Raw genomic sequence first — 22,151 nt, forward strand, 5'->3', positions numbered from 1 at the left:
GGCTTGGACATGCGTGCTAAAATGGCATGCATGTCCAACATCAGGTTGACCGTGCAAACGTGCGGCCCTATAGTTGCGGGATGATCGCAGACTTCCAAGACCTTTCCGATAAAATCGACCAACTGGCGGAACTCGCGCAATCCTTGCGCCGCGAGAATTCGCAGTTGCGCCAGGCCAATGCAGCCCTGGTGACCGAGAACCTTGAATACCAACGCCGCCTTGGCGAAGCCCACGACCGCGTCGTGGCGCTGCTGGACAAAATCCCCGCCGCGGAAGCGGACACCCCTGAGGATGCCCAATGATCCATGTTGATGTGACCATCATGGGCCAGCCCTATAAGCTGGCATGCAAGGAAGACGAAGAACGCGCCCTGCGCGAGGCGGCCAACCTGCTGGATAAAAAGATGAGTGCGATTCGCGATGCCGGCAAGGTCAAGGGCAATGACCGCATCGCCGTGATGGCGGCGCTGGGCATGGCGGCCGAATTCCTGGCGGCGAAGACCAGCGGCGGCTCCTCCATGCTGGAAGTGCAGGAAAAGATCGGCGCCATGCACAAGGTGCTCGACAATGCGCTGACCCCGCAAGAAAATTTGTTTTAGGCCTTTCGCCAAATTCGTTTGAGGAGTAAACTTCGTGTCACCCTGCGGTGTTCGAGATTTGCCATATATTCCTTGAACCATTTACATGCACCGGTTGCGGGAATTTGTTCGACGGGCGTGAGCGTCACTAGTCTGATGAACCCGAAGTTGAACTAACTGCAACCACCTTGAACCGTAAGGTTCGGGATGCCGGCATAACGGCACAGGCGGGGCCTCATTCCATTTAAGAGCGGTTGCCAGCACCTGCGGGTGCGCAACCGTTTTTTTACGTCCAGAGGAGCGCCATGCAATATTGGTTGATGAAATCCGAGCCCGACGAGGTGAGCATCGATGATGTCATGTCTGCCAAGGACAAGACGGTGCCCTGGTTCGGCGTGCGCAACTACCAGGCCCGCAATTTCATGCGCGACGCGATGCAAGAGGGCGACGGCGTGCTGTTCTACCATTCCTCCTGCCCGGAGCCGGGCATTGCCGGTATCGCCGAAGTGGCGAGCGGTCCCTATCCCGACGCCACCCAGTTCGACCCAAAAAGCCATTACTACGATGCCAAGGCCACCCAGGAACAGCCGCGCTGGATTTCCGTCGACGTGAAGGGCGTGCGCAAGACGCGCCTGCTGTCGCTGGCGGAAATGCGCACGCTGCCGCAGCTGGCGGATATGGTGGTGCTGCAGAAGGGCAGCCGCCTGTCGATCACGCCGGTGACGGCGGCGCAATGGAAGCAGGTGCTGGCGCTGCTGAAGGGCGCTTGATGGATTGGGGACTGGTCGGCATCCTGCTGCTGATGGGAGCGGGCGGCGGTTTCGCAGCCGGGCTGCTGGGGATCGGCGGCGGCATGGTGCTGGTGCCCTTCATTACCATGATCTTCACGGCCAAGGGCTTCCCGCCGCAGGTGGTGGTGCATATGGCGATTGCCACTTCGCTGGCGACCATCATGTTCACCTCGCTGTCGTCGGTGCGCGCCCACCACAAGCACGGCGCGGTGCAATGGCGCATTGTGGCGCTGCTGGCGCCCGGCATTGTGGTCGGCTCCTGGATCGGGCCGTGGATCGGCAAGCAGATGAACACCAGCGCGCTGTCGCTGCTGTTTGCCGCCTTCGTCACCTTCTCGGCGCTGCAGATGATCCTGAACAAAAAGCCGGCGCCGGGGCGCGAGCTGCCCGGTACGCCCGGCATGTTCGCGGCGGGCGGCGTGATCGGCGTGGTGGCCGGGCTGGTGGGGGCGGGCGGCGGCTTTATCTCGGTGCCCTTCATGACCTGGTGTAATGTGCGCATCCACCAGGCGGTGGCGACCAGCGCGGCGCTGGGCTTCCCGATCGCGCTGTCGGGCACCTTGTCGAACATTTACTTCGGCTGGTCGGAGCCGGGCCTGCCGCAGTATTCGCTGGGCTTTATCTACACGCCGGCGCTGGCGGTCATTGTGGCGGCCAGCGTGACCATGGCGCCGCTCGGCGCGCGCACCGCGCACAAGATGGACGTGGTGTCGCTCAAGCGCGCTTTTGCCGTGGTGCTGTTTGGACTGGCGGCGTACATGTTCTACCACGCATTCGCATAAACGCAGGAGGCGGGCATGCAGGTCGGTTGCTGGTCGCTGTTCAAGGTGTTCTCGCAAATGTCGCTGCAAGGCTTTGGCGGCGTGCTGCCGTTCGCCTTCCGCCACCTGGTCGAGCGCACGCAGTGGCTGACAGCCGCTGAATTCGGCCAGTTGCTCGGCATTGCGCAGCTCCTGCCCGGCCCCACTGTCTGCAACCTGTCCGTCATGGTCGGCCAGCGCTATGCCGGCGTGGCGGGCGGCTTTTCCGCGCTGGCCGGCTTGCTGCTCGGCCCCTTCTTCATCGTCATCGGCCTGGGCCTGGCCTACCAGGAACTGGCCGACCATCCGGTCTTTGCGGCGGCGGTGCGCGGTATGGCGGCGGCTGCGGCCGGTCTGATCCTGGCCACCTCGTTCAAGCTGGCAGTGGGCATGCTGCGCGGCACCGCGCCGGGCGCGCGCCGCCTGGTGCAGGTTCTGCTGCTGGCGGCGGCCTTCGTCGGCCTGGGTGTGGCGCGCTTTGGCTTGCTGGCGGTGGTGGGTACGCTGGTGCCGATCGGCTTTGTGCTGTTCGCCTTTGTGTGGCGGCGGCCATGAGCGAGGACGTCAAGCTGGGCGGCCTGGCCCTGCATCTGGCCCTGCTCTCGCTGACCGCGATCGGCGGCGGCGTGGTGCTGGTGGCGCCGGATGTGCACCACTACGTCTCGGTGCAGAACCACTGGCTGACCGACCAGCAGTTCGCCTCCGCCTACGCGCTGGCCCAGGCGGCGCCCGGCCCGAACCTGCTGTTCGTGACGCTGATCGGCTGGATGATCAAAGGCTGGGTTGGGGCGGTGGTGGTGACGCTGGCGGCGATCCTGCCGTCCACCTGTCTGGTGCTGGCGCTGGGGGCGTTCATCAATCGCCACGGTGGCGGGGAAGGGCGCTGGGCCGGCGCCCTGCGCGACGCGCTGGCGCCGCTGGCGGCCGGCATGCTGGCCGGGGCGGCGTGGACCTTCCTCAGCGTGTCCGGCACCGGCTGGCGCGGCATCGCGCTGGCGCTGGCCGCCGCCACGGCGGCCTATGCCACCAAGCTGAATCCCGTGTGGCTGATCGTCCTAGGCGCCTTGGCCGGCGCTGTCGGCCTGGTCTAGCGCGCAGACCAGCCAGCCATGCGCGGCCAGGGTCGCGCCAGCCGCGTTCCAGCCCTCGGCCGCCAGCAGCGCCCGCTGGCGCGGCAATTGCGCCAGCGCGGGCAGCGCGGCGGCGTCGCGGCGCAGGTTTGCCAGCACCAGCAAGCGTTCCCCCGGCGTGCCGCGCGTGAAGCCGACCACCCCTGGCGGCAGCCCTTCGATGAACACCACATCGCCCCGGCGCAGCGCCGCGTGATCGCGGCGCAGGGCCAGCAGGCGCTGGTAATGCGCGAACAGGCCGGCGTCGTAAGCGTCCCAGTCCAGCCGGTAGTCCTCAAAGAGTACCGTCCAGTCGCGCCAGGCCGGCTCGCCGAACTCCTGCCCCATGAGCAGGTGCGGCACGCCATCCAGCGCGAACAGTACCGTCGCCGCAGGCCGCAGCGCAGGCCCCAGCAAGGCGCTGGCGCGCGCCTGCTCCTTTTCATCCAGCCAGCGCAAACGCAGCGCGCCGCGCGGGAAACTGTAGGTGGACTCGCGCCAATAGCGCGCCAGGTCGGCGCCGCTGGCCTGGCCCTGCGCGCAGGCGAGCAGGATGGCGCGGGTGCCGCCCTCGTAGGTCAGGTCGCAGCTGGCGAAATGGTGGAACTCATCGTAAGCCTGCGAGATGAGCGCAATTTCCGGCTGCACGCGCAGCAGCGCGGCACGGATCTGCTGCAGGAAATCGAGCGGCGTGATATCGGAATCGTCAAAGCGCAGGCCGTCGAAGCCAAAGCGACCGACCCATCCGCACATGGCATCAATCAGGTAGCGCCGCAACGCCGCGTTGCTGAAATCGAAGCCGGCGAAATAGTCGCGGTTCGGCACCGCGTAATAGATGCTGCCGTCGGCCCGGCGCGTGAACCACTCCGGGTGCGACTGCGTCAGCGGGTTGTCCACGCTGGCGCGGTTCAGCGTCCAGTCGAGCATCACGCGCATGCCGCGCGCGTGCGCCGCATCGACCAGCGCCCGCAAACCTTGCTCGTCGCCCAGCACCGGATCGATGGCCAGGAAATCGCGCACCGCGTACGGATCACCGCAGCTGCCGCGACGGCCCTCGATGCCGATCGGTTGAACCGGCATGACCCATAGCGTATTCACGCCCAGTTCAGCCAGGTAGCCCAGCTTCGCGCGCACGCCGTCGAAATCGCCGCCGAAGGCCTTGACCGACAGCTGGTAGACCACCGCATCGTGCAGCCACTCCGGGCTGGCCAGGGCAGGGCGCGCATACAGCGGCCCCGGCGCCGCGGCGCTCAAGCCGGCATGGCGCAGCAGCACGGCGCCACTTTCATCGACCGTCAGGCAGGAATTGTTCTGGCCATCCTCCGACACCCAGGGATTGGCCGGATCGCGCAGCCACGCGCTGCCGTCCACCACGAATTTATAGAGGTGGCGCCCGGCTGCAATCGGCAGCGTTACCTGCCAGCGCGTCGGGGAAACGCGCTGCATCATGCAGGCATCGCCCACCCAGCTATTGAACGTGCCCGCCAGCGCCACGCTGCGTGCTTGCGGCGCGGCCTCGTAGACAAAGCGCACGCCGGCCGGCGTGGCGGCCGGCTGCAAGGCGGGATCGGCGGCGAACTGCAGCTGCATCTCAGGCGGTGCGCGCAGCAGGCTGGCGGTAAGCCCAGGCCAGCATGGCGATGGCGCCGATAATCATCGGCAGCGACAGCATCTGGCCCGAAGTGATCGGCAGGCCGGCCACGGTGATTTCCCAGTCCGGCGTGCGGAAGTACTCGGTGAAGAAACGCGCGCAGCCATACAGCAGCACATACAGCGCGCCCACCGCCAGGCGCGGACGGGCTTTGCGCGCGAACGGCCACAAAATGCAGAACACCAAAATGCCATCCACCAGCATCTGGTAGATCGCCGATGGGTGGCGCGCCATGTCGCCGACGGCAGGGTAGATCATGGCCCACGGCAGGTCCGGATTGCTGACCACACGGCCCGGCAGCTCGGCGTTGATGAAATTGCCCATGCGGCCGGCCGCATAGCCGAGCGGCACCAGCGGCGCGATGAAGTCGTACACGTCCAGCAGGTTGCGCTGGCGTTTGCGCGCCCACAGCGCCATGGCGACCAGCACGCCCAGGAAGCCGCCGTGGAAGCTCATGCCGCCTTCCCACACCTTGAAGATGCGCAGGGGCGTGAGCAGCATTTCCGGCTGGTAGAACAGGACTTCGCCCAGGCGGCCGCCCAGGATCACGCCCAGCATGCCGTAGAACAGCATGTCATCCAGGTCCTCCTTGGTCCAGCCCTGCTGCGCGATGTGCGGCTGCTTGATGCGCAGGCGGCCCAGCGCAATGAACATGGCGAAGGCCAGCACATACATCAGGCCATACCAGTGGATCGCTACAGGGCCAAGGTGGATGGCGACCGGATCGGGCATTGGGTGGATCAGGGGCATTTCAAATTCTCTTCTTCATGAGTTCCAGGAAGCCGCGCAGTACGGGCGAGGCATTGTCGCGCCGCCAGGCCAGGCCGGTTTCCACCAGCGGCGTGCTCTGGACCAGGGGCAGGTACTCCACACCCGGCCGGCGCAAATTCGAGACGGATTGTGGCACAAGTGCTATTCCCATGCCAGCCGATACCAGGCTGACGATGGTTTGCATCTGGATCGCCTCCTGTCCCACCTCGGGCGTGACGCCGGCGGCGCGGAAGACCGACAGGATGGCGTCGTACAGCCCGGGCGAGATATGGCGCGGGAAAATGATCAGCGGCATGCCGGCCAGCGTGCGCAGATCCACGCTGGCGGCGGCCAGCAACGGCAAGCCGGCCGGCGCCGCCAGCACCAGCGGCTCGCGCAATACCGGCAGGTATTCCAGCTCCTGGCGCGCGCGGTCGGGCAGGGGCGGGATCAGCAGGCCGGCATCGACCCGTCCCGCCAGCAGGTCGTCCAGCTGCAGGTCGGAGGTGGCCTCCTTGAGGGTGATCTCGACCTGGGGATACTCCGCCCGGTAGGCGCGCAGGGACGGCGGCAGTACGCTGTAGTCGGCCGACGAGACGAAGGCCAGCGCCAGGCGCCCGCTGGCGCCCGTGGCGGCGCGCTGCACCAGTTCCGGCAGCCCGGCCGCCTGCTGCAGCAAGCGCTGCGCCTCCGGCAGCAGGGCCGCGCCGGCGGCGGTGAGGGTCACCCCGCGCCGGTTGCGCTCAAACAGCGGTGCCCCCAGCAGCTCCTCCAGCGCCATGATGGTCTGCGACAAAGGCGGCTGGGTCATATGCAGGCGGCGCGCGGCGCGCCCGAAATGCAGCTCCTCGGCGACGGTGGCGAAATAGCGCAGCTGGCGAAGTTCTATATTCATTCGCACAGCATATCACAGGGGTGCTTATCATATATTTGACAACTGGACGTCCAGGAGGCACCCTTAGCTTCTTACTGAGGAGACCCTACCATGCCGCAATACCGTTCCTACACCACGACCCAAGGCCGCAATATGGCAGGCGCGCGCGCCCTGTGGCGTGCCACCGGCATGAAGGATGGAGATTTCAACAAGCCCATCATCGCCGTCGTCAACTCCTTCACCCAATTCGTGCCCGGCCACGTGCACCTGAAAGACCTGGGCCAACTGGTCGCGCGCGAGATCGAAGCCTCCGGCGGCGTCGCCAAGGAATTCAATACCATCGCCGTCGACGACGGCATCGCCATGGGCCACGGCGGCATGCTGTACTCCCTGCCGTCGCGCGACCTGATCGCCGACTCGGTCGAGTACATGGTCAACGCCCACTGCGCCGACGCCATGGTGTGCATTTCCAACTGCGACAAGATCACGCCCGGCATGCTGATGGCCGCCATGCGCCTGAACATCCCGGCGGTCTTCGTTTCCGGCGGCCCGATGGAAGCGGGCAAGGTGATCAAGTCCGTCAACGGCGGCGAAAAAATCATCAAGCTGGACCTGGTGGACGCCATGATCAAAGCCGGCGACAGCAGCGTGTCCGACGCCGACGTGGCCGAGATCGAACGCTCCGCCTGCCCGACCTGCGGCTCCTGTTCCGGCATGTTCACCGCCAACTCGATGAATTGCCTGACTGAGGCGCTGGGCCTGTCCTTGCCCGGCAACGGCACCATCGTCGCCACCCATAGCGACCGCAAGGAACTGTTCTTGCGCGCCGGCCGCCTGATCGTGGACCTGGCCAAGCGCCACTACGAGCAGGACGACTACAGCGTGCTGCCGCGCTCCATCGCCACCAAGGAAGCGTTCGAGAACGCCATGGCGCTGGATGTCTCGATGGGCGGCTCCACCAACACCGTGCTGCACCTGCTGGCTGCCGCGCATGAGGCGCAGGTGCAGTTCACCATGGCCGACATCGACCGCATCTCGCGCAAAGTGCCATGCCTGTGCAAGGTGGCGCCGATGACCGACAAGTTCCACATCGAAGACGTGCACCGCGCCGGCGGCATCATCTCCATCCTGGGCGAACTGGCGCGCGCCGGGCTGCTGGACACTACCCAGCACACCGTGCACAGCGCCAGCATGGGCGAAGCGATCGAGAAATACGACATCAAGCGCAGCGACGACCCGGCCGTGCACCAGCTGTTCCGCGCCGCACCGGGCGGCGTGCCGACCCAGGTGGCGTTCTCGCAATCCGAACGCTTTGCCTCCTCCGACACCGACCGCAGTGCCGGTTGCATCCGCGACCTGGAGCACGCCTACTCGAAAGATGGCGGCCTGGCGGTGCTGTACGGGAATATCGCCGAGAAGGGCTGCATCGTGAAGACCGCCGGCGTGGATGAGTCCATCCTCAAGTTCAGCGGCAAGGCGCGCGTGTTTGAAAGCCAGGATTCGGCAGTGGAAGCGATCCTCGGCGACACCGTGCACGAAGGCGACGTGGTCATCATCCGCTATGAAGGCCCGAAAGGCGGGCCAGGCATGCAGGAGATGCTGTACCCGACCTCCTACATCAAATCCAAAGGCCTGGGCAAAGCCTGCGCCCTGTTCACCGACGGCCGCTTCTCCGGCGGCTCCTCCGGCCTGGTGATCGGCCACGCCTCGCCGGAAGCGGCCGAAGGCGGCGCTATCGGGTTGGTGGAAGAAGGGGACATGATCGACATCGACATCCCCGCCCGCACCATCAACTTGCGCGTCACGCCGCAAGAGCTGGCCGCCCGCCGCGGCGCCATGGAAGCACGCGGCGCCGACGCCTGGCAGCCGCTCAACCGCGAGCGCTACGTCTCGCAAGCCCTGCAGGCGTACGCTGCCCTGACCACCTCCGCCGACCGCGGCGCCGTGCGCGACCTGAGCCAGCTCAAGCGCTAAAACCGATTCGGGGTCAGATCTGACCCCGAATTTTTACTTACGCTTCCGCAAGTCTTCGAAGCTCTTCTTGACGCGGTCTTTGCGGCGTTGTTCGTCGACGTTGTGGGCTTTGCGTTTGTCGAGGCCGAGCATCGGCTCGATGAACTCGAACCAGATAAAGGCCGCGCCCATCACGGCGACAATCCACCACCACGACAGTTCGGCGAATTTCCAGACTTCAAAGTACTTCAGGGCCACCAGGGCGATGATCAATAGAATAATTGGCATGGATTTGCACTCCTTAGTATTCCATCATAGCAATATCCGGCTGCGGGTCAACCCATGCTACGCAGTAGGCGTTGTGGGGTAGAATTGTGGCAGTTTTTTCCTTGGAGATGAAAATGAAACGTTCCCTGATGGTTGGTTTCCTGGTAACCGCGGCGCTCTCGTCGCAGGCTGCTTTTGCTAACGCTGACCTGGCAAAAGCCAAAAACTGCATGGCTTGCCACGCAGTCGCCAACAAGCTGGTCGGCCCTGCATTCAAGGATGTCGCCGCCAAATACGCCGGCCAGAAGGATGCCGAAGCCAAGCTGGCGCAAAAGATCATCAAAGGCGGCCAGGGCGCCTGGGGTGCTGTCCCGATGCCAGCCAACCCGCAAGTGAGCGAGGCCGATGCCAAAGTGCTGGTGAAATGGATTCTGGCGCAGAAATAAAAAAATGGGGACGTACCCCATTTAAATAGAAAGACCGGGCCAAAGCCCGGTCTTTTTTACTTGATGACTTCGAGGCGGGTTTTCTTGCCGGCCTTGTAGCCGAACAGGGTCAGGGCGCCATCCTGGATGTCGCCTTTGGCGTCGAAGGCGATCTTGCCGCTGACGCCTTCGTGCTTGACCTTCTGCAGCTGCGGCAGGTATTTGGCCGGGTCGGCGGACTTGGCTTCCGCCATCGCCTGCGCCATCGCCATCACGGCGTCGTAGGCGTACGGGGCGTAGATCTGCACTTCGAAGCCGTAGCGTTTCTTGAAGCGGGTGCCGAATTCGACCAGCTTCTTCTCCTGCTCCGGTGTGACGCCGCCGGCTTCCGCACAGACCACCACGTCGTCGGCGCCGCCCGACAGTTTGGGCAGCGCTTCGGTGCAGATGCCGTCGCCGCCCATCAGCTTGGCCTTGATGCCGAGCGCTTTCATCTGGCGCAGCAGCGGGCCGCCGACCGAGTCCATGCCGCCGAAGAACACCAGGTCGGCGTTCTTGGCGCGGATCGCGGTCAGGATGGCGTTGAAGTCGGTCGCCTTGTCGGTGGTGAATTGCTTGTCCACGATCTGCACGCCGGCCGCTTTCTTGGCTTCCTTCAGGAATTCGTTGGCCACGCCCTGGCCGTAGGCGGTGCGGTCGTCGATCACGGCGATGCGCTTGGCGCCCAGCTTTTGCGTGGCGTAGCGGCCCAGCGAACCGCCCAGCTTGTTGTCGTTGGCGACCACGCGGAAGGTGGTGTTGAAGCCCTGGCTGGTGTACACCGGGCTGGTGGCGGAGGCGGAAATCTGCGGGATGCCGGCGTCGTAGTAGATCTTCGAGGCCGGGATCGAGGTGCCGGAATTCTGGTGGCCGACCACGCCGTTCACTTTATTGTCGACCAGTTTCTGCGCGGCGGCGGTGCCCTGTTTCGGGTCGCCGGCGTCGTCTTCCGCCATCATCACGAATTTAACGGCCTTGCCGTTGATCTTGAAGCCCTTGGCATTCAAGTCTTCCACCGCCAGCTGCACGCCGCTCTGGGTGTCCTTGCCCAGGTGCGCCGACTGGCCCGACAGCGGGCCGGCATAGCCGATCTTGACCACTTCCTGGGCGCTCGCGGCTCCAGCAAAAGCCAGCGCGATGGCGGCGATGATGGTTTTGGTTTGCATTGCTACTTTCTCCTGAAACGAAAAGGGCCGCCATGCTGGCTGGCGGCCCACGGGCTCCCCCCGGTATTCGTGCTTACTTCACTACTTCCATCTTGGTCTTGTTGCCGCCCTTGTAGGTGAACAGGGTCAGGGCACCATCCTTGATGTCGCCGAACTGGTCAAACTCGATGGCGCCGGTGACGCCCTGGTATTTGATCTTGGCCAGCACCGGCAGGTATTTGGCCGGTTCGGACGAATTGGCCTGCTGCATGGCGGCTGCCATGGTCATGATGGCGTCGTACACGTACGGTGCGTACAGCTGCACTTCCTGGCCGTACTTCTTCTTGTACTTGGCGCGGAAGTCGTCCATGTTCTTTTGCAGCTCGGCCGGTACGCCGCCGGCTTCGGCGCAGGTCACCACGCCGTCGGCTGCGGCGCCGGCGGACAGGCGGTACAGCGCGTCGGTGCAGACGCCGTCGCCGCCCATGAATTTGGCGTTGATGCCGAGCGCCTTCATCTGGCGCAGCAGCGGGCCGCCGACCGAGTCCATGCCGCCGAAGAACACCAGGTCCGGGTTCTTGGACTTGATATTGGTCAGGATGGCGTTGAAGTCGGTGGCGTTGGCGTTGGTGAACTCCTTGCCCACCACTTGCACGCCCGGCAGGGCTTTCTTGGCGCCTTTGACAAATTCGTCGGCCACGCCCTGGCCGTAGGCGGTGCGGTCGTCGATCACGGCGATCTTTTTCACGCCCAGCTTCTGCACGGCGTAGGCGCCCAGGGTGCCGCCCAGCTTATTGTCGTTGGCCACCACGCGGAAGGCGGTGTTGAATTTCTGCTTGGTGTACACCGGCGAGGTGGCGGCCGGGGAAATCTGCGGGATGCCGGCGTCGAAGTAGATCTTGGAGGCCGGGATGGTGGTGCCCGAGTTGAGGTGGCCGATCACGCCCTGTACCTTGGCGTCGACCAGTTTTTGCGCTGCGGTGGTGCCCTGTTTCGGGTCGCCCGCGTCGTCCTCGAACTGGACCACGAATTTGACCGGCTTGCCGCCGATCTTGATGCCTTTGGCGGCCAGGTCTTCCATCGCCATCTTGGCGCCGTTCTCCATGTCCTTGCCCAGGTGGGAGTTCGGACCGGATACCGGCGACACATGGCCAATCTTGATCGTGTCCTGCGCATAGGCGCTGCCGGCGAAAGCCAGGGCGATGGCGACAGGGATGAATTTGCTCTTGAACTGCATCGGGGGTCTCCAGTCAAAAATTCACGTACGCCAGAAAATACAGCAAAAATCCCGAATGGCAAAGAGGGAATTATTTCCGGCGGGTGGAATTGGCCTGCAGGTGGATGATTTCCTGTTGTACGGCGCGCGACACGATCTTGCCGATGGTGTTGTGCAGGCCGTCGCGGATTTCGACGGTGAGGGCGTGCAGGGCGTGGTTCAGCACTTCGTGGATGTTGTCCTTGATGCGCTGCTCCAGCACGAAATCGACGCGGTTGGAGAGTTGCTGCAGTACGCGTTCGGACAGGCGGCGCTCCAGCGCGTCCCAGGCCTCGGCATCGTCCAGCGCCGGCAGGGCCGGGGTTGGCGCATCGTTGGCGGGCGCCGTCGCCGCAGCCGCTGCCGGGGCGGCGCTGCGGGCGGCTGGCGCCGGCGCCGGCGCCTCGTCGCGCATGATTTCGGTCAGTACCGGGATGCTGGCGTCAAATGCCTGGTTCATTACTTGCCTACGGTGAGATGTTTGAGCGGGAAATCCTGTCGTTTGTAAGCAGCATAACGCAGGCGGCCCGCCGCCGCATCCTCCTCGTCGGCGGAGATGACTTCGATCAATCGCGGGAAAGCCTCGAACTGGCCTGGCGCACGGCGCGCCAGGTTGACCAGCAGGCCCGCTTCCGGCAATTCGGTAGTGTCGCTGTCAACCAACACGATGGCCGAATCGGGCGCCAGCGGGTCGTTGGCGTGGGCGTGCGGCAGGAAGTCGGTGGCGGAGAAGGTCCACAGGGCCTGGTCCAGGGCCGCCAGTTGCGCCGCATCCTCCGTCATCACGACGATGCGGGGCGTGCTGGCGTAGGCTTTGCGCAGCAGGCGGCAGGCATAGGCCACCTTGTCCGGCACGCCGCTGTGGAAATCAATTTGCGTCATAGGTAAGAAGCGCGGTCAGAAGCGGAAATTTTCCGGGGCGTTTTGCGGCGTTTCGCGATCGCGGCGTGCTTTTTCCGCGGCGGCGGCGGCTTTGGCGGCATCGGCCTTGGCGCGCGCGGTGTCCTCGGGGCTTGGCGGGCGGGGCGGGGCGGCAGGCGTGGGCGCCGGGTTCGAATAACCGGCCGGCAGCATCCTGGTCGGCGGGTAGCCCGCTTCGCTCAGGACGCCGTCCCAGGTCGCCGCTTCAAAGCCGAGCTGGCGCGTGCGGCCCACCAGCAGCATGGGCAGTTCGCCATTGCTGCCGGCCTTGCGCAGGGCGTCGTGGTCGTCCGGCGTGGCGACCGTCTTCTCGCGGTAGGGAATGCCGCGCGTGATCAGCAGCTGGCGCGCCTGGTCGCACGGGCCGCATTGGGCCGTGGTGTACAGCACCACGGGACGGGCACGCACCACTTCGGCCAGCTCCGACGGCAGCTCGACACTGCCGGTGCCGCCGCTGCCATAGTTCTTCACTTCCGCTTTTTTGGCGGAGGCGGGCGGCGGCGTTGCGGTGAAATGGGTGACGCCCTTTTCGTCCTTCCACTTATACATCTGGGCGTGCGCCGCACCGGCGGTCAGCAACAGTAAAAGCAGGGCAGCGCGTTTCATGCGTCTCTCCAAGGTCAGGCGGCCATGCCGCTGTGGCGCAGCAGGGCGTCGATGGTCGGCTCGCGGCCACGGAAGGCGGTGAACGACTCCAGGGCCGGGCGCGAACCGCCCACGGCCAGGATCTCCTGCTGGAAGCGTTTGCCGGTGTCGCTGGACAGCTTGCCGCCGTCCAGCGCGGCCGCTTCCTCGAAGGCGGCATAGGCGTCGGCCGACAGCACTTCCGCCCACTTATAGCTATAGTAGCCGGCCGCGTAACCGCCGGCGAAGATATGGCCGAAGGAGTGCTGGAAGCGGTTGAAGGCGGGCGGGATGATCACGGCGAATTTGCGGCGCACCTCGTCGATCACGTCCTGCACCGACTTGGCGCCGTCCGGCTGGAAGTCGTAGTGCAGCAGCATGTCGAGCAGGGCGAACTCGACCTGGCGCAGGGTCTGCAGGCCGGACTGGAAGTTCTTGGCCGCCAGCATGCGGTCGTACAGGGCGCGCGGCAGCGGCAGGCCGCTCTTCATGTGGGCGCTCATGTGGGCCAGCACATCCCACTCCCAGCAGAAGTTTTCCATGAATTGCGACGGCAGCTCCACCGCGTCCCACTCCACGCCGGAAATGCCGGAGACCGCCAGCTCTTCCACCTGGGTCAGCATGTGGTGCAGGCCGTGACCGAATTCGTGGAACAGGGTGATCACCTCGTCGTGGGTGAACAGGGACGGCTGCAGCTGGCCGTCCACTTCCAGCGGCTCGGTGAAGTTGCAGGTCAGGTAGGCGACCGGGGTTTGCAGCTCGCCGTTTTTCAGGCGGCGGCCGCGCGCGTCGTCCATCCAGGCGCCGCCGCTCTTGCCTTCGCGCGCGTAGAGGTCGAGGTAGAACTGGCCCACCAGCTTGCCGTCGCGCTCAATGCGGAAGAAGCGCACGTCCTTGTGCCAGACCGGCGCGCTGTCCGGCTTGATGGTGACGCCGAACAGGGTCTGCACCAGCTTGAACAGGCCGTCGGTGACTTTGTGCTCGGGGAAGTACTGCTTCACTTCCTGCGCCGAGAACGAATACATATGCTGCTGCAGTTTTTCGGAGGCGTAGGGCAGGTCCCACGATTGCAGGTCGTCGATGCCCAGTTCCTGGCTGGCGTAGGCTTGCAGCTCGGCCAGGTCCTGCTCGGCGAAGGGGCGGGCGCGCTTGGCCAGGTCTTCCAGGAATTCGATCACCTGTTCCGGCGACTTGGCCATCTTCGGCACCAGCGACACTTCGGCAAAATTCTTGTAGCCGAGCAGCTGTGCTTCTTCGTTGCGCAGTTTCAGCAGGGTGGCGATGTTGGCGCTGTTGTCCCAGTCTTCGCGCTTGCTGAAGGCATCGCCCAGCTCGGAGGCCTTGGTGGCGTTGGCGCGGTACACCTTTTCGCGCAGGGCGCGGCTGTCGGCGAACTGCAGGATCGGGTAGTAGGACGGGAAGTGCAGGGTGAACTGCCAGCCTTGCTTGCCGTCTTTCTCGGCCAGCGCTTTGGCGGCGGCCTTGGAGTCGTCCGGCAGGCCGCGCAGCTCGGCTTCGTCTTCCACCAGCAGCTTCCAGTCGTTGGTCGCGTCCAGCACGTTTTCGCTGAAGCGGGTGCTGGTGGCGGCGTGCTCTTCCTGGATGGCGGCGAAGCGTTCCTTCTTATCTTCCGGCAGCTCGGCGCCGCCCATGCGGAAGTCGCGGATCGCGTTGTCGATGATGCGCTGGCGCGCCGGCGACAGGGTGGCGAATTCGGTGCTGGCGCGCAGGGCTTTGTATTTGGCGAACAGGGCTTCGTTCTGGGCCAGGGCGGTCCAGAATTCGGTCACTTTCGGCAGGTTTTCGTTGTAGGCGGCGCGCAGCTCGGGCGTGTCGACCACGTTGTTGAGGTGACTGACAATGCCCCAGGCGCGGCCCAGCAGCTCGGCGGAGTTTTCCAGCGGGGTGACGAAATTGTCCCAGCTGACGCTGTCGCCCGGCGCTTCCAGTTCGGCCACGGCGGCGCGGTTTTGCTCCAGCAGGTGCTCGATGGCGGGGGTGACGTGTTCGGGCTTGATGGCGTCGAAGCGCGGCAGGCCGCTAAAGTCCAGCAGGGGATTGTCGGTCATTTCTAAACCCTTAAAAGCGGGGTCTGACCCAAGGGTCAGACCCCAGTGTTCATGCATCTCGGTGTTGGTTCTATGCCCTTGATGTTCAGCGAAGATCAAAGGCGCACAAGCAAAACCGCTTGCAGCTGAGCAGACGGGGTCTGACGGGGACGCCTAGTCCCTTTGGGTCAGACCCCGCTTTACCGGGTTTAAGCCCGCTCAGCCGACTCAATAGTATTCATTAACAGCATGGTAATCGTCATCGGCCCCACACCACCCGGCACCGGGGTGATATGCGACGCCACTTCCTTGATACCGGCAAAATCCACATCGCCGCACAGCTTACCGTTTTCGTCGCGGTTGATGCCCACGTCGATCACGATGGCGCCCGGCTTCACCATATCAGCAGTCAGGGTATTACGGCGGCCAGTTGCGGCCACCACGATATCCGCCTGGCGGGTGTGGTAGCCCAGGTCCGCCGTGCCACTATGGCAGATGGTGACGGTGGCGTTCGCTTGCAAGAGCAGCAGGCCCATTGGTTTGCCAACCGTGTTGGAACGGCCGATCACCACCGCGTGCTTGCCCTTCAAATTGACGCCGGTCGATTCGATCAGCTTCATGCAGCCGTACGGGGTGCAAGGCAGGAAGCCTTCCAGCCCGGTCATCAGTTCGCCCGCGCTCAGCACGGAGTAGCCGTCCACGTCCTTGGTGGTGGCGATGGCTTCGATCACCTGGTGCGGGTCGATGTGCTTTGGCAGCGGCATCTGCACCAGGATGCCGTGGATGCTCGGGTCGGCATTCAGGCTGGCGATGCGTTCGAGCAGGGCTTGCTCGGTCATGTCTGCCGGGTATTGCTCTTTGACGGAGCGGATGCCGGCATCTTCGCAGGCTTTGACCTTGTTGCGCACATAAACGTGGCTGGCCGGGTCGTCGCCGACCAGGATCACAGCCAGGCCCGGCTGTTTGCCCTTGGCGGTCAGTGCGGCGGCGCGGGAAGCGATTTCGGCGCGCAGTTTTTGGGAGAGCGCTACTCCGTCGATCAGTTGTGCAGACATGATTGCTTGGATTGGTGGAATGGAAAGTCGACATTATAAAGGGTGGCGGCCTTGTAATGCTCTGCGCATGATTGTACGATTGGCAAGAAATGATCTCCTACCAGTTCCTGCTTGACGCCCAGCTGCGGCCTGACAAGGCGCCCGACTTCTCGGCCTATCCCTTTTGCCTGCCCGCCGTGCGCCACCTCGGCAAGCTGGAGTTCGACCCGGCGGTGACATTTATCGTCGGCGAGAATGGCTGCGGCAAATCGACCCTGTTGGAGGGGTTGGCCGTGGCGCTGGGTTTTAATGCGGAGGGCGGCAGCAAGCATTTCAATTTCCGCACACGGGAATCGCATTCCAGCCTGCATGAGTACCTGCGGCTAGGGCGCGGCGTGCGCCTGCCGCGCGATGGCTTTTTCCTGCGGGCCGAGAGCTTCTTCAATGTCGCGACCCAGGTCGATCAATTGGGCGACCTGCTGCCGGCCTACGGTGGCACTTCGCTGCACGAGCAATCGCACGGCGAGTCCTTCATGGCGCTGCTGGAGAAGCGTTTCAGGGGCAAGGGGCTGTATATCCTGGACGAACCGGAAGCAGCACTCTCGCCGCAACGCCAGTTGGCCGCGCTCAAGCGCATCGACCAGCTGGTACAGGGCGGCTCGCAATTCGTGATCGCTACCCACTCGCCCATCCTGATGGCCTATCCGGAAGCGTCGATCTACGTCTGCACCCCGGCCGGCATCGTGCAGCGCGCCTATGAGGACACGGAACACTACCAGGTCATGCACGACTTCATGGCGAATCCGCGCGGCACGCTGAAGCGCCTGCTCTCTGGTGGCGGATAGCCACAACGTTGCTGCGCAGCAGGGCACGCCGCGCTATCATGAGCGGATGAAAATAAAGGAGACATTGGCGCACCTGGCTGCGCTGCTACTGGCCTGTCTTGCGCCCATGGCGCAGGCGATGGATGCGGTGGTCTTCGACCGCGCCGCCTCGCCCGCCGATTTTCGCCGTGAGTACTCGCGCGCCCTGCTGCAGCAGGTGATGGAGCGCACCGTTCCCCAATTCGGTTCCTTCTCGATTGAAGCTGCCGATGCCCACATGGAGCGGCCACGCCTGCTGCAGGCGCTGAAAGAGGGCAAGCTGGTGAACGTGACGGCCTACCCGGCCGATGCCACCTGGCTGGCGGCCCTGCGCTCGGTGCCGGTGCCGATCGACATGGGTTTGCAAAGCTGGCGCATCGCCTTGGTCGACGCGCGCCAGCAGGACAAGTTCCGCCGGCTGGCGCTGCCGGACGGCTTGCGGGAGCTGACCGCCGGCGTGGGCACGGCCTGGGTCACGCGTGCTGCATTGCGCGACAACGGTTTCCGGCATGTCACCGGCAGCAATTACGGCGGGCTGTTCGACATGCTGATGGCTGGCCGCTTCGACTACTTCCCGCGCGGCGTCAATGAGATCTTCCAGGAGTACGACCTGCGCCGCGCCGCCTTCCCGCAACTGGCGATCGAGGACAGCATCGTGCTGCACGACAATATTCCCTCGCTGTTTTTCGTTTCGCCGCGTTACCCGCGCCTGCACAAGCGCATTTCGGCCGGGATGGAACTGCTGCTGAAAGATGGCTCCTTGGAGCGCTTCGTGCTGGAACACCACCGCGGCTTCCTGCTGCGCGCCAGATTGTGCGAACGCCGCCGCATTGAATTGCCGAATCGCGACATCGCCCCCGCCATCCTGGCGCGCAAGGAGCTGTGGCTGGATCCCTTCCACCCGCGCCATGGGATTTGCCCGGCGCCGGCCAGGGCGCGCTAAGCGTTCAGCTTGGCAGTGCGTAGCGCGGCAGGACCAGCGTCAGCGTATACGGACTGTCGGGCTCGTCCCGTATCGCCAGGCGGCCATGCATGCCGGCCAGCAGCTGGCTCGGCACGGCCAGGGCCGGCTCCTGCTCCGCCAGCGACACCGGCCGGTTGGGGCAGGCAATGTCGATCCGCACGTCGGCACCGTGCGCGTACACGTGGATTTCAACGGTATCTCCCGGTTTCGCTTGCTGGAAGGCAGTTTGCAGCAGGCCGGCCAGCGCCGCTTGCAGGGTTTCCGGCTTACCCATCACGGCCAGGGTGGGGTCGATCTCCGTTACCCGTAACTGGCGCCCGGTGATCTGCGCCGCAGGCTCGATGGTTCGCTCGAAGCTGTCCATGAATTGCGTCAGGGAGATCAGGTCGAGCAGCCCGGGCACTGCCGCCTTGATCTCGGCGTAGTCGAGCATGTCGTCGATCATGCGGCCCAGACTGTGCAGGCTGCGCGCAAGTATGGCGCCAGTCGTGCCCTCCACCGTCAGCTCGCGCGACCTGAGCGCGGCCACCGCCAGCGTGGCCGTGCCCAGCTGGTTGCGCAACTCACTGCCGAGCGCTGCCAGGCGCTTGTTTTCTTCCTGGCCGTGCAGCCTGGCCTGGTGGACATCGCGCCGGAAGGTGAATTCGGCAACGGCACTGGCAATGGCGTTGTCCAGGCAACGGTTGAGCTGGCGATACTCGGCCACCGGAATATGTTGTGATTTTTGCAGCGCCAGTTCCGTGATGGAACGGCAAACATCGCCGTAACTGTGGATCACATCGTCCACGTTGAAGCCCAGGTCCTGCGCCGTCTTGCCGAGAAAGGCCGCGTACTTGCCGATTTCGTACTGCGAGGGGATGCCTGAGTAGCTGCCGGACAGGGCATCGGACTGGCCTTGCTGGCGTTTTTCCTCATCGATGGTTTCGACCAGCTGGTCGAAAAAGCGGCTCAGCCCCTCGTCGGTCCGGCGGTCCGTCCCGTTCACCATGCGCGCCTCGCGTAACTGGCGGCAGCGGTCAAGCAAATGCTCGCGATGTTCCCGGATGAATTCTTGCAGCATATGGCCCTCACAGGTGCTGGTCCGCATATTTCAAGCTAGGCGGCGGCATCGAATGGTCAACAGTGCTGTGCGCCGGGTTTGCGCAAAATCAAGGCGCGGAGGGATTCCCGGCCGGCGCTAGCGGGTGTGCTATTTCACAATGCGAAATGTTTTTCCGCCATTTGAAAAACCGGCGATTCGCTGATAGAATCCTTCACACTTAGCCAAAGTCTTAGTAAATAATCACCAGCACCGTCCGGAGACAGCAAAAAGGGTGGGGCGCCTCAATCGATAGGAGACTAGATACATGTCAGCTCAACTTGACCAGGTCACGGCACAAACCGCCAACGATCCTGACGCACAGGAAACCAAAGAATGGCTGGACGCGCTGGAAGCCGTTCTGGAAGCCGAAGGCCCGGAACGTGCCCACTACCTGATGGAGCGCCTGGTTGACCTGGCCCGCCGTCGCGGCGCCGATATCCCGTTCTCCGCCAATACCGCCTACGTCAACACCATCCCGGCGCACAAGGAAGTGCACTGCCCGGGCAACCTGGAATATGAAGAGCGCCTGCGCTCCTGGATGCGCTGGAACGCCATGGCCATGGTCGTGAAGGCCAATCGCGCCGACGGCGACCTGGGCGGTCACCTGTCCTCCTTCGCCTCGCTGGCCAACATGCTGGGCATCGGCTTCAACCACTTCTGGCGCGCCCCGAGCGAAGAGCACGGCGGCGACCTGCTGTACATCCAGGGCCACTCGTCCCCGGGTGTCTACGCGCGCGCCTTCCTGGAAGGCCGCCTGAGCGAAGAGCAGCTGCTGAACTTCCGCCGCGAAGTGGACGGCAAAGGCCTGTCCTCCTACCCGCACCCGAAACTGATGCCGGACTTCTGGCAGTTCCCGACCGTGTCGATGGGCCTGGGCCCGCTGATGGCGATCTACCAGGCGCGCTTCCTGAAGTACCTGCACGCGCGCGGTATCGCCAACACCGAAGGCCGTAAAGTCTGGGCCTTCTGCGGCGACGGTGAGATGGACGAACCGGAATCGATGGGCGCGATCGGCATGGCTGCCCGCGAACAGCTGGACAACCTGAACATCGTGGTCAACTGCAACCTGCAGCGCCTGGACGGTCCGGTGCGCGGCAACGGCAAGATCATTCAAGAGCTGGAAGCGGACTTCCGCGGCGCCGGCTGGAACGTCATCAAAGTCATCTGGGGCCCGGGTTGGGACAACCTGCTGGCACAGGACAAGGACGGCATCCTGCAGCGCGTGATGATGGAAACCGTGGACGGCGAGTACCAGAATTACAAGGCCAAGGATGGCGCCTACGTGCGCAAGCACTTCTTCGGCAAGCATCCGAAGCTGCTGGAAATGGTTGCCAACATGTCGGACGACGACATCTGGCGCCTGACCCGGGGCGGCCACGACCCGCACAAGATTTACGCCGCGTTCAAGCAAGCCAACGAATCCGTCGGCAAGCCAACCGTCCTGCTGGTGAAGACCGTCAAGGGCTTCGGCATGGGCAAGTCCGGCGAAGCGCGCAACACCGCGCACCAGACCAAGAAGCTGGACGACGAAGCGATCCGCGAAATGCGCGACCGCTTCAACATCCCGATCCCGGACGACAAGCTGGCCGAGATCCCGTTCTTCAAGCCGTCCGACGACGCACCTGAAATGAAGTACCTGCACGAGCGCCGCCAAGCGCTGGGCGGCTACCTGCCGCAGCGCCGCATGCAAGCGGACGAGAAGCTGGTGGTGCCGTCGCTGGAAGCCTTCAAGGCCGTGACCGACCCGACCCCGGAAGGCCGCGAGATCTCCACCACCCAGGCATACGTGCGTATCATCACCGCACTGCTGCGCGACCAGTCCCTGGGCCAGCGCGTGGTGCCGATCCTGGTCGACGAGTCCCGTACCTTCGGTATGGAAGGCCTGTTCCGCCAGATCGGCATCTTCAACCAGCAAGGCCAGTTGTACGAGCCGGTCGACAAAGACCAGGTGATGTACTACCGCGAAGACAAGGCCGGCCAGATCCTGCAAGAAGGTATTAACGAAGCGGGCGGTATGAGCTCGTGGATCGCTGCTGCGACCTCGTACTCCACCAACAACCGCGTGATGATCCCGTTCTTCACCTACTACTCGATGTTCGGCCTGCAGCGCGTTGGCGACCTGGCATGGGCAGCGGGCGACATGCGCGCACGCGGCTTCCTGATGGCGGGCACCGCCGGCCGTACCACCCTGAACGGCGAAGGCCTGCAGCACGAAGATGGCCACAGCCATATCGTCGCGGCGACCATCCCGAACTGCGTGCCGTACGACCCGACCTTCGGCCACGAGCTGGCAGTCATCATCCAGGACGGCCTGCGCCGCATGGTGGGTGAGCAGGAAGACGTGTTCTACTACATCACCATCATGAACGAGAACTATGCCCACCCAGGCCTGAAAGCCGGCCAGGAAGAGGGCATCCTGAAAGGCATGTACCTGCTGCAAGAGGGCGACAAGTCCGCCAAGCAGCGCGTGCAGCTGATCGGCTCGGGCACCATCCTGCGCGAATCCATCTTCGCGGCGGAACTGCTGAAGAACGACTGGAACATCGCCGCCGACGTCTGGTCCGCGCCGTCGCTGACCCTGGTGGCACGCGACGGTATCGACTGCGAACGCTGGAACATGGTCAACCCGACCAAGGAACAGCGCGTGCCCTACGTGACCGGCCTGCTGAAGGACACCACCGGCCCGATCGTGGCGACCACCGACTACATGCGCGCCTTCGCCGACCAGATCCGTCCATACATGCCTGCCGGCCGCTCGTACAAGGTCCTGGGCACCGATGGCTTCGGCCGTTCGGACAGCCGCGCCAAGCTGCGCGAGTTCTTCGAGGTGAACCGCTACTACATCACCGTGGCTGCGCTGCGTTCCCTGGCGGACGAAGGCAAGATCGCGCTGTCCGTGGTGGAAGACGCCATCAAGAAGTACGGCATCGATCCGAACAAGCCAAATCCGGTGACCCAATAATTAGAAGACGGAGCAAAC

Annotated in this window: 23 protein-coding genes and 1 other RNA gene; 12 read left to right on the forward strand and 12 right to left on the reverse strand. The window is 64.2% G+C overall.

Annotated features, from left to right (window positions below; genetic code table 11):
• The first annotated feature begins 80 nt into the window (after positions 1-80).
• The 7 genes from GTP41_RS06285 to GTP41_RS06315 all read left to right on the forward strand — a co-directional run bounded on the left by GTP41_RS06285 (position 81) and on the right by GTP41_RS06315 (position 3,259).
• On the forward strand, positions 81-302 hold the full coding sequence (locus tag GTP41_RS06285) for a hypothetical protein (protein WP_161024718.1): 222 nt from the start codon (positions 81-83) through the stop codon (positions 300-302).
• Positions 299-598, forward strand: a complete 300-nt coding sequence (locus GTP41_RS06290; RefSeq protein ID WP_161024719.1) for a cell division protein ZapA — start codon at positions 299-301, stop codon at positions 596-598. Before GTP41_RS06285 ends, GTP41_RS06290 begins: the two co-directional genes overlap by 4 nt.
• A gap of 36 nt (positions 599-634) precedes the next feature.
• Positions 635-815, forward strand: a non-coding RNA gene (gene ssrS, locus GTP41_RS06295) — 6S RNA.
• A 67-nt stretch (positions 816-882) separates the two neighbouring features.
• Complete coding sequence (locus tag GTP41_RS06300; protein WP_161024720.1) at positions 883-1,347, forward strand: EVE domain-containing protein; 465 nt, start codon at positions 883-885, stop codon at positions 1,345-1,347.
• Entirely contained in the window at positions 1,347-2,150 is an 804-nt protein-coding gene (locus GTP41_RS06305) for a sulfite exporter TauE/SafE family protein (protein ID WP_161024721.1), read from the forward strand. The genes GTP41_RS06300 and GTP41_RS06305 overlap by 1 nt, the downstream gene beginning before the upstream one ends.
• A gap of 15 nt (positions 2,151-2,165) precedes the next feature.
• Positions 2,166-2,723, forward strand: coding sequence for a chromate transporter (locus GTP41_RS06310; protein WP_161024722.1), 558 nt, complete (start codon positions 2,166-2,168; stop codon positions 2,721-2,723).
• Positions 2,720-3,259, forward strand: coding sequence for a chromate transporter (locus tag GTP41_RS06315; RefSeq protein ID WP_161024723.1), 540 nt, complete (start codon positions 2,720-2,722; stop codon positions 3,257-3,259). Before GTP41_RS06310 ends, GTP41_RS06315 begins: the two co-directional genes overlap by 4 nt.
• Here the strand turns inward: GTP41_RS06315 and GTP41_RS06320 are convergent.
• Genes GTP41_RS06320 through GTP41_RS06330 form a run of 3 tightly spaced genes read right to left on the reverse strand, consistent with a single transcriptional unit; the run spans position 3,224 to position 6,573 of the window.
• Complete coding sequence (locus GTP41_RS06320; RefSeq protein ID WP_161024724.1) at positions 3,224-4,867, reverse strand: alpha-amylase family glycosyl hydrolase; 1,644 nt, start codon at positions 4,865-4,867, stop codon at positions 3,224-3,226. The two genes, GTP41_RS06315 and GTP41_RS06320, sit on opposite strands and share 36 nt — an antisense overlap.
• Position 4,868: 1 nt before the next feature.
• Positions 4,869-5,678 carry a prolipoprotein diacylglyceryl transferase gene (gene lgt / locus GTP41_RS06325; protein WP_161024725.1) on the reverse strand — a complete coding sequence of 270 codons (810 nt, stop codon included), beginning with the start codon at positions 5,676-5,678 and terminating at the stop codon, positions 4,869-4,871.
• Position 5,679: 1 nt separating this feature from the next.
• Positions 5,680-6,573, reverse strand: coding sequence for a LysR family transcriptional regulator (locus tag GTP41_RS06330; protein WP_161024726.1), 894 nt, complete (start codon positions 6,571-6,573; stop codon positions 5,680-5,682).
• A gap of 90 nt (positions 6,574-6,663) precedes the next feature.
• Between GTP41_RS06330 and ilvD the strand changes: the two genes are divergently transcribed.
• On the forward strand, positions 6,664-8,526 hold the full coding sequence (ilvD, locus tag GTP41_RS06335) for a dihydroxy-acid dehydratase (protein ID WP_161024727.1): 1,863 nt from the start codon (positions 6,664-6,666) through the stop codon (positions 8,524-8,526).
• A 33-nt stretch (positions 8,527-8,559) separates the two neighbouring features.
• Here the strand turns inward: ilvD and GTP41_RS06340 are convergent, their stop codons facing one another.
• A complete protein-coding gene (locus GTP41_RS06340) occupies positions 8,560-8,793 on the reverse strand; it encodes a TIGR04438 family Trp-rich protein (RefSeq protein ID WP_161024728.1) in 234 nt (77 codons plus the stop codon).
• A gap of 113 nt (positions 8,794-8,906) precedes the next feature.
• Between GTP41_RS06340 and GTP41_RS06345 the strand changes: the two genes are divergently transcribed.
• Positions 8,907-9,218: a c-type cytochrome gene (locus GTP41_RS06345; protein ID WP_161024729.1), complete on the forward strand. Its 312-nt coding sequence runs from the start codon at positions 8,907-8,909 to the stop codon at positions 9,216-9,218.
• A 56-nt stretch (positions 9,219-9,274) separates the two neighbouring features.
• Here GTP41_RS06345 and GTP41_RS06350 read toward each other — a convergent pair whose 3' ends face one another.
• The 7 genes from GTP41_RS06350 to folD form a co-directional block, all read right to left on the reverse strand.
• On the reverse strand, positions 9,275-10,402 hold the full coding sequence (locus GTP41_RS06350) for a branched-chain amino acid ABC transporter substrate-binding protein (protein ID WP_161024730.1): 1,128 nt from the start codon (positions 10,400-10,402) through the stop codon (positions 9,275-9,277).
• A gap of 73 nt (positions 10,403-10,475) precedes the next feature.
• Positions 10,476-11,618, reverse strand: a complete 1,143-nt coding sequence (locus GTP41_RS06355; RefSeq protein WP_161024731.1) for a branched-chain amino acid ABC transporter substrate-binding protein — start codon at positions 11,616-11,618, stop codon at positions 10,476-10,478.
• Positions 11,619-11,688: 70 nt separating this feature from the next.
• Complete coding sequence (locus GTP41_RS06360; RefSeq protein ID WP_161024732.1) at positions 11,689-12,096, reverse strand: DUF2486 family protein; 408 nt, start codon at positions 12,094-12,096, stop codon at positions 11,689-11,691.
• Positions 12,096-12,518, reverse strand: a complete 423-nt coding sequence (locus tag GTP41_RS06365; RefSeq protein WP_161024733.1) for a DNA polymerase III subunit chi — start codon at positions 12,516-12,518, stop codon at positions 12,096-12,098. The genes GTP41_RS06360 and GTP41_RS06365 overlap by 1 nt, the downstream gene beginning before the upstream one ends.
• A 15-nt stretch (positions 12,519-12,533) precedes the next feature.
• Positions 12,534-13,163, reverse strand: coding sequence for a glutaredoxin family protein (locus tag GTP41_RS06370; protein ID WP_161024734.1), 630 nt, complete (start codon positions 13,161-13,163; stop codon positions 12,534-12,536).
• A 14-nt stretch (positions 13,164-13,177) separates the two neighbouring features.
• Positions 13,178-15,250, reverse strand: coding sequence for a M3 family metallopeptidase (locus GTP41_RS06375; protein ID WP_161024735.1), 2,073 nt, complete (start codon positions 15,248-15,250; stop codon positions 13,178-13,180).
• Positions 15,251-15,438: 188 nt separating this feature from the next.
• Positions 15,439-16,284 (reverse strand): bifunctional methylenetetrahydrofolate dehydrogenase/methenyltetrahydrofolate cyclohydrolase FolD, encoded by an 846-nt coding sequence (gene folD, locus GTP41_RS06380; RefSeq protein WP_161024736.1) that lies wholly within the window; start codon positions 16,282-16,284, stop codon positions 15,439-15,441.
• A gap of 89 nt (positions 16,285-16,373) precedes the next feature.
• Here folD and GTP41_RS06385 point away from each other — a divergent pair, with 89 nt between their 5' ends.
• Positions 16,374-17,108 (forward strand): AAA family ATPase, encoded by a 735-nt coding sequence (locus tag GTP41_RS06385; protein ID WP_161024737.1) that lies wholly within the window; start codon positions 16,374-16,376, stop codon positions 17,106-17,108.
• Between the two features lie 46 nt (positions 17,109-17,154).
• Positions 17,155-18,069 carry a transporter substrate-binding domain-containing protein gene (locus GTP41_RS06390; protein ID WP_161024738.1) on the forward strand — a complete coding sequence of 305 codons (915 nt, stop codon included), beginning with the start codon at positions 17,155-17,157 and terminating at the stop codon, positions 18,067-18,069.
• A gap of 4 nt (positions 18,070-18,073) precedes the next feature.
• Here GTP41_RS06390 and GTP41_RS06395 read toward each other — a convergent pair whose 3' ends face one another.
• The gene (locus GTP41_RS06395; protein WP_161024739.1) at positions 18,074-19,150 is read right to left on the reverse strand and encodes a histidine kinase; all 1,077 of its coding nucleotides are present in this window, start codon (positions 19,148-19,150) and stop codon (positions 18,074-18,076) included.
• Between the two features lie 286 nt (positions 19,151-19,436).
• Here GTP41_RS06395 and aceE point away from each other — a divergent pair, with 286 nt between their 5' ends.
• Positions 19,437-22,133, forward strand: a complete 2,697-nt coding sequence (aceE, locus tag GTP41_RS06400; protein ID WP_161024740.1) for a pyruvate dehydrogenase (acetyl-transferring), homodimeric type — start codon at positions 19,437-19,439, stop codon at positions 22,131-22,133.
• Positions 22,134-22,151 lie beyond the last annotated feature (18 nt).

It is taken from the genome of Pseudoduganella guangdongensis (assembly GCF_009857475.1).
Classification (GTDB): Bacteria; Pseudomonadota; Gammaproteobacteria; order Burkholderiales; family Burkholderiaceae_D; genus Rugamonas; species Rugamonas guangdongensis.

Coding starts and splice junctions, on each gene's coding strand:
- GTP41_RS06285 (WP_161024718.1), top strand. CDS start 81: ATGATCGCAGACTTCCAAGACCTTTCCGATAAAATCGACCAACTGGCG.
- GTP41_RS06290 (WP_161024719.1), top strand. CDS start 299: ATGATCCATGTTGATGTGACCATCATGGGCCAGCCCTATAAGCTGGCA.
- GTP41_RS06300 (WP_161024720.1), top strand. CDS start 883: ATGCAATATTGGTTGATGAAATCCGAGCCCGACGAGGTGAGCATCGAT.
- GTP41_RS06305 (WP_161024721.1), top strand. CDS start 1,347: ATGGATTGGGGACTGGTCGGCATCCTGCTGCTGATGGGAGCGGGCGGC.
- GTP41_RS06310 (WP_161024722.1), top strand. CDS start 2,166: ATGCAGGTCGGTTGCTGGTCGCTGTTCAAGGTGTTCTCGCAAATGTCG.
- GTP41_RS06315 (WP_161024723.1), top strand. CDS start 2,720: ATGAGCGAGGACGTCAAGCTGGGCGGCCTGGCCCTGCATCTGGCCCTG.
- GTP41_RS06320 (WP_161024724.1), bottom strand. CDS start 4,867: ATGCAGCTGCAGTTCGCCGCCGATCCCGCCTTGCAGCCGGCCGCCACG.
- lgt (WP_161024725.1), bottom strand. CDS start 5,678: ATGCCCCTGATCCACCCAATGCCCGATCCGGTCGCCATCCACCTTGGC.
- GTP41_RS06330 (WP_161024726.1), bottom strand. CDS start 6,573: ATGAATATAGAACTTCGCCAGCTGCGCTATTTCGCCACCGTCGCCGAG.
- ilvD (WP_161024727.1), top strand. CDS start 6,664: ATGCCGCAATACCGTTCCTACACCACGACCCAAGGCCGCAATATGGCA.
- GTP41_RS06340 (WP_161024728.1), bottom strand. CDS start 8,793: ATGCCAATTATTCTATTGATCATCGCCCTGGTGGCCCTGAAGTACTTT.
- GTP41_RS06345 (WP_161024729.1), top strand. CDS start 8,907: ATGAAACGTTCCCTGATGGTTGGTTTCCTGGTAACCGCGGCGCTCTCG.
- GTP41_RS06350 (WP_161024730.1), bottom strand. CDS start 10,402: ATGCAAACCAAAACCATCATCGCCGCCATCGCGCTGGCTTTTGCTGGA.
- GTP41_RS06355 (WP_161024731.1), bottom strand. CDS start 11,618: ATGCAGTTCAAGAGCAAATTCATCCCTGTCGCCATCGCCCTGGCTTTC.
- GTP41_RS06360 (WP_161024732.1), bottom strand. CDS start 12,096: ATGAACCAGGCATTTGACGCCAGCATCCCGGTACTGACCGAAATCATG.
- GTP41_RS06365 (WP_161024733.1), bottom strand. CDS start 12,518: ATGACGCAAATTGATTTCCACAGCGGCGTGCCGGACAAGGTGGCCTAT.
- GTP41_RS06370 (WP_161024734.1), bottom strand. CDS start 13,163: ATGAAACGCGCTGCCCTGCTTTTACTGTTGCTGACCGCCGGTGCGGCG.
- GTP41_RS06375 (WP_161024735.1), bottom strand. CDS start 15,250: ATGACCGACAATCCCCTGCTGGACTTTAGCGGCCTGCCGCGCTTCGAC.
- folD (WP_161024736.1), bottom strand. CDS start 16,284: ATGTCTGCACAACTGATCGACGGAGTAGCGCTCTCCCAAAAACTGCGC.
- GTP41_RS06385 (WP_161024737.1), top strand. CDS start 16,374: ATGATCTCCTACCAGTTCCTGCTTGACGCCCAGCTGCGGCCTGACAAG.
- GTP41_RS06390 (WP_161024738.1), top strand. CDS start 17,155: ATGAAAATAAAGGAGACATTGGCGCACCTGGCTGCGCTGCTACTGGCC.
- GTP41_RS06395 (WP_161024739.1), bottom strand. CDS start 19,150: ATGCTGCAAGAATTCATCCGGGAACATCGCGAGCATTTGCTTGACCGC.
- aceE (WP_161024740.1), top strand. CDS start 19,437: ATGTCAGCTCAACTTGACCAGGTCACGGCACAAACCGCCAACGATCCT.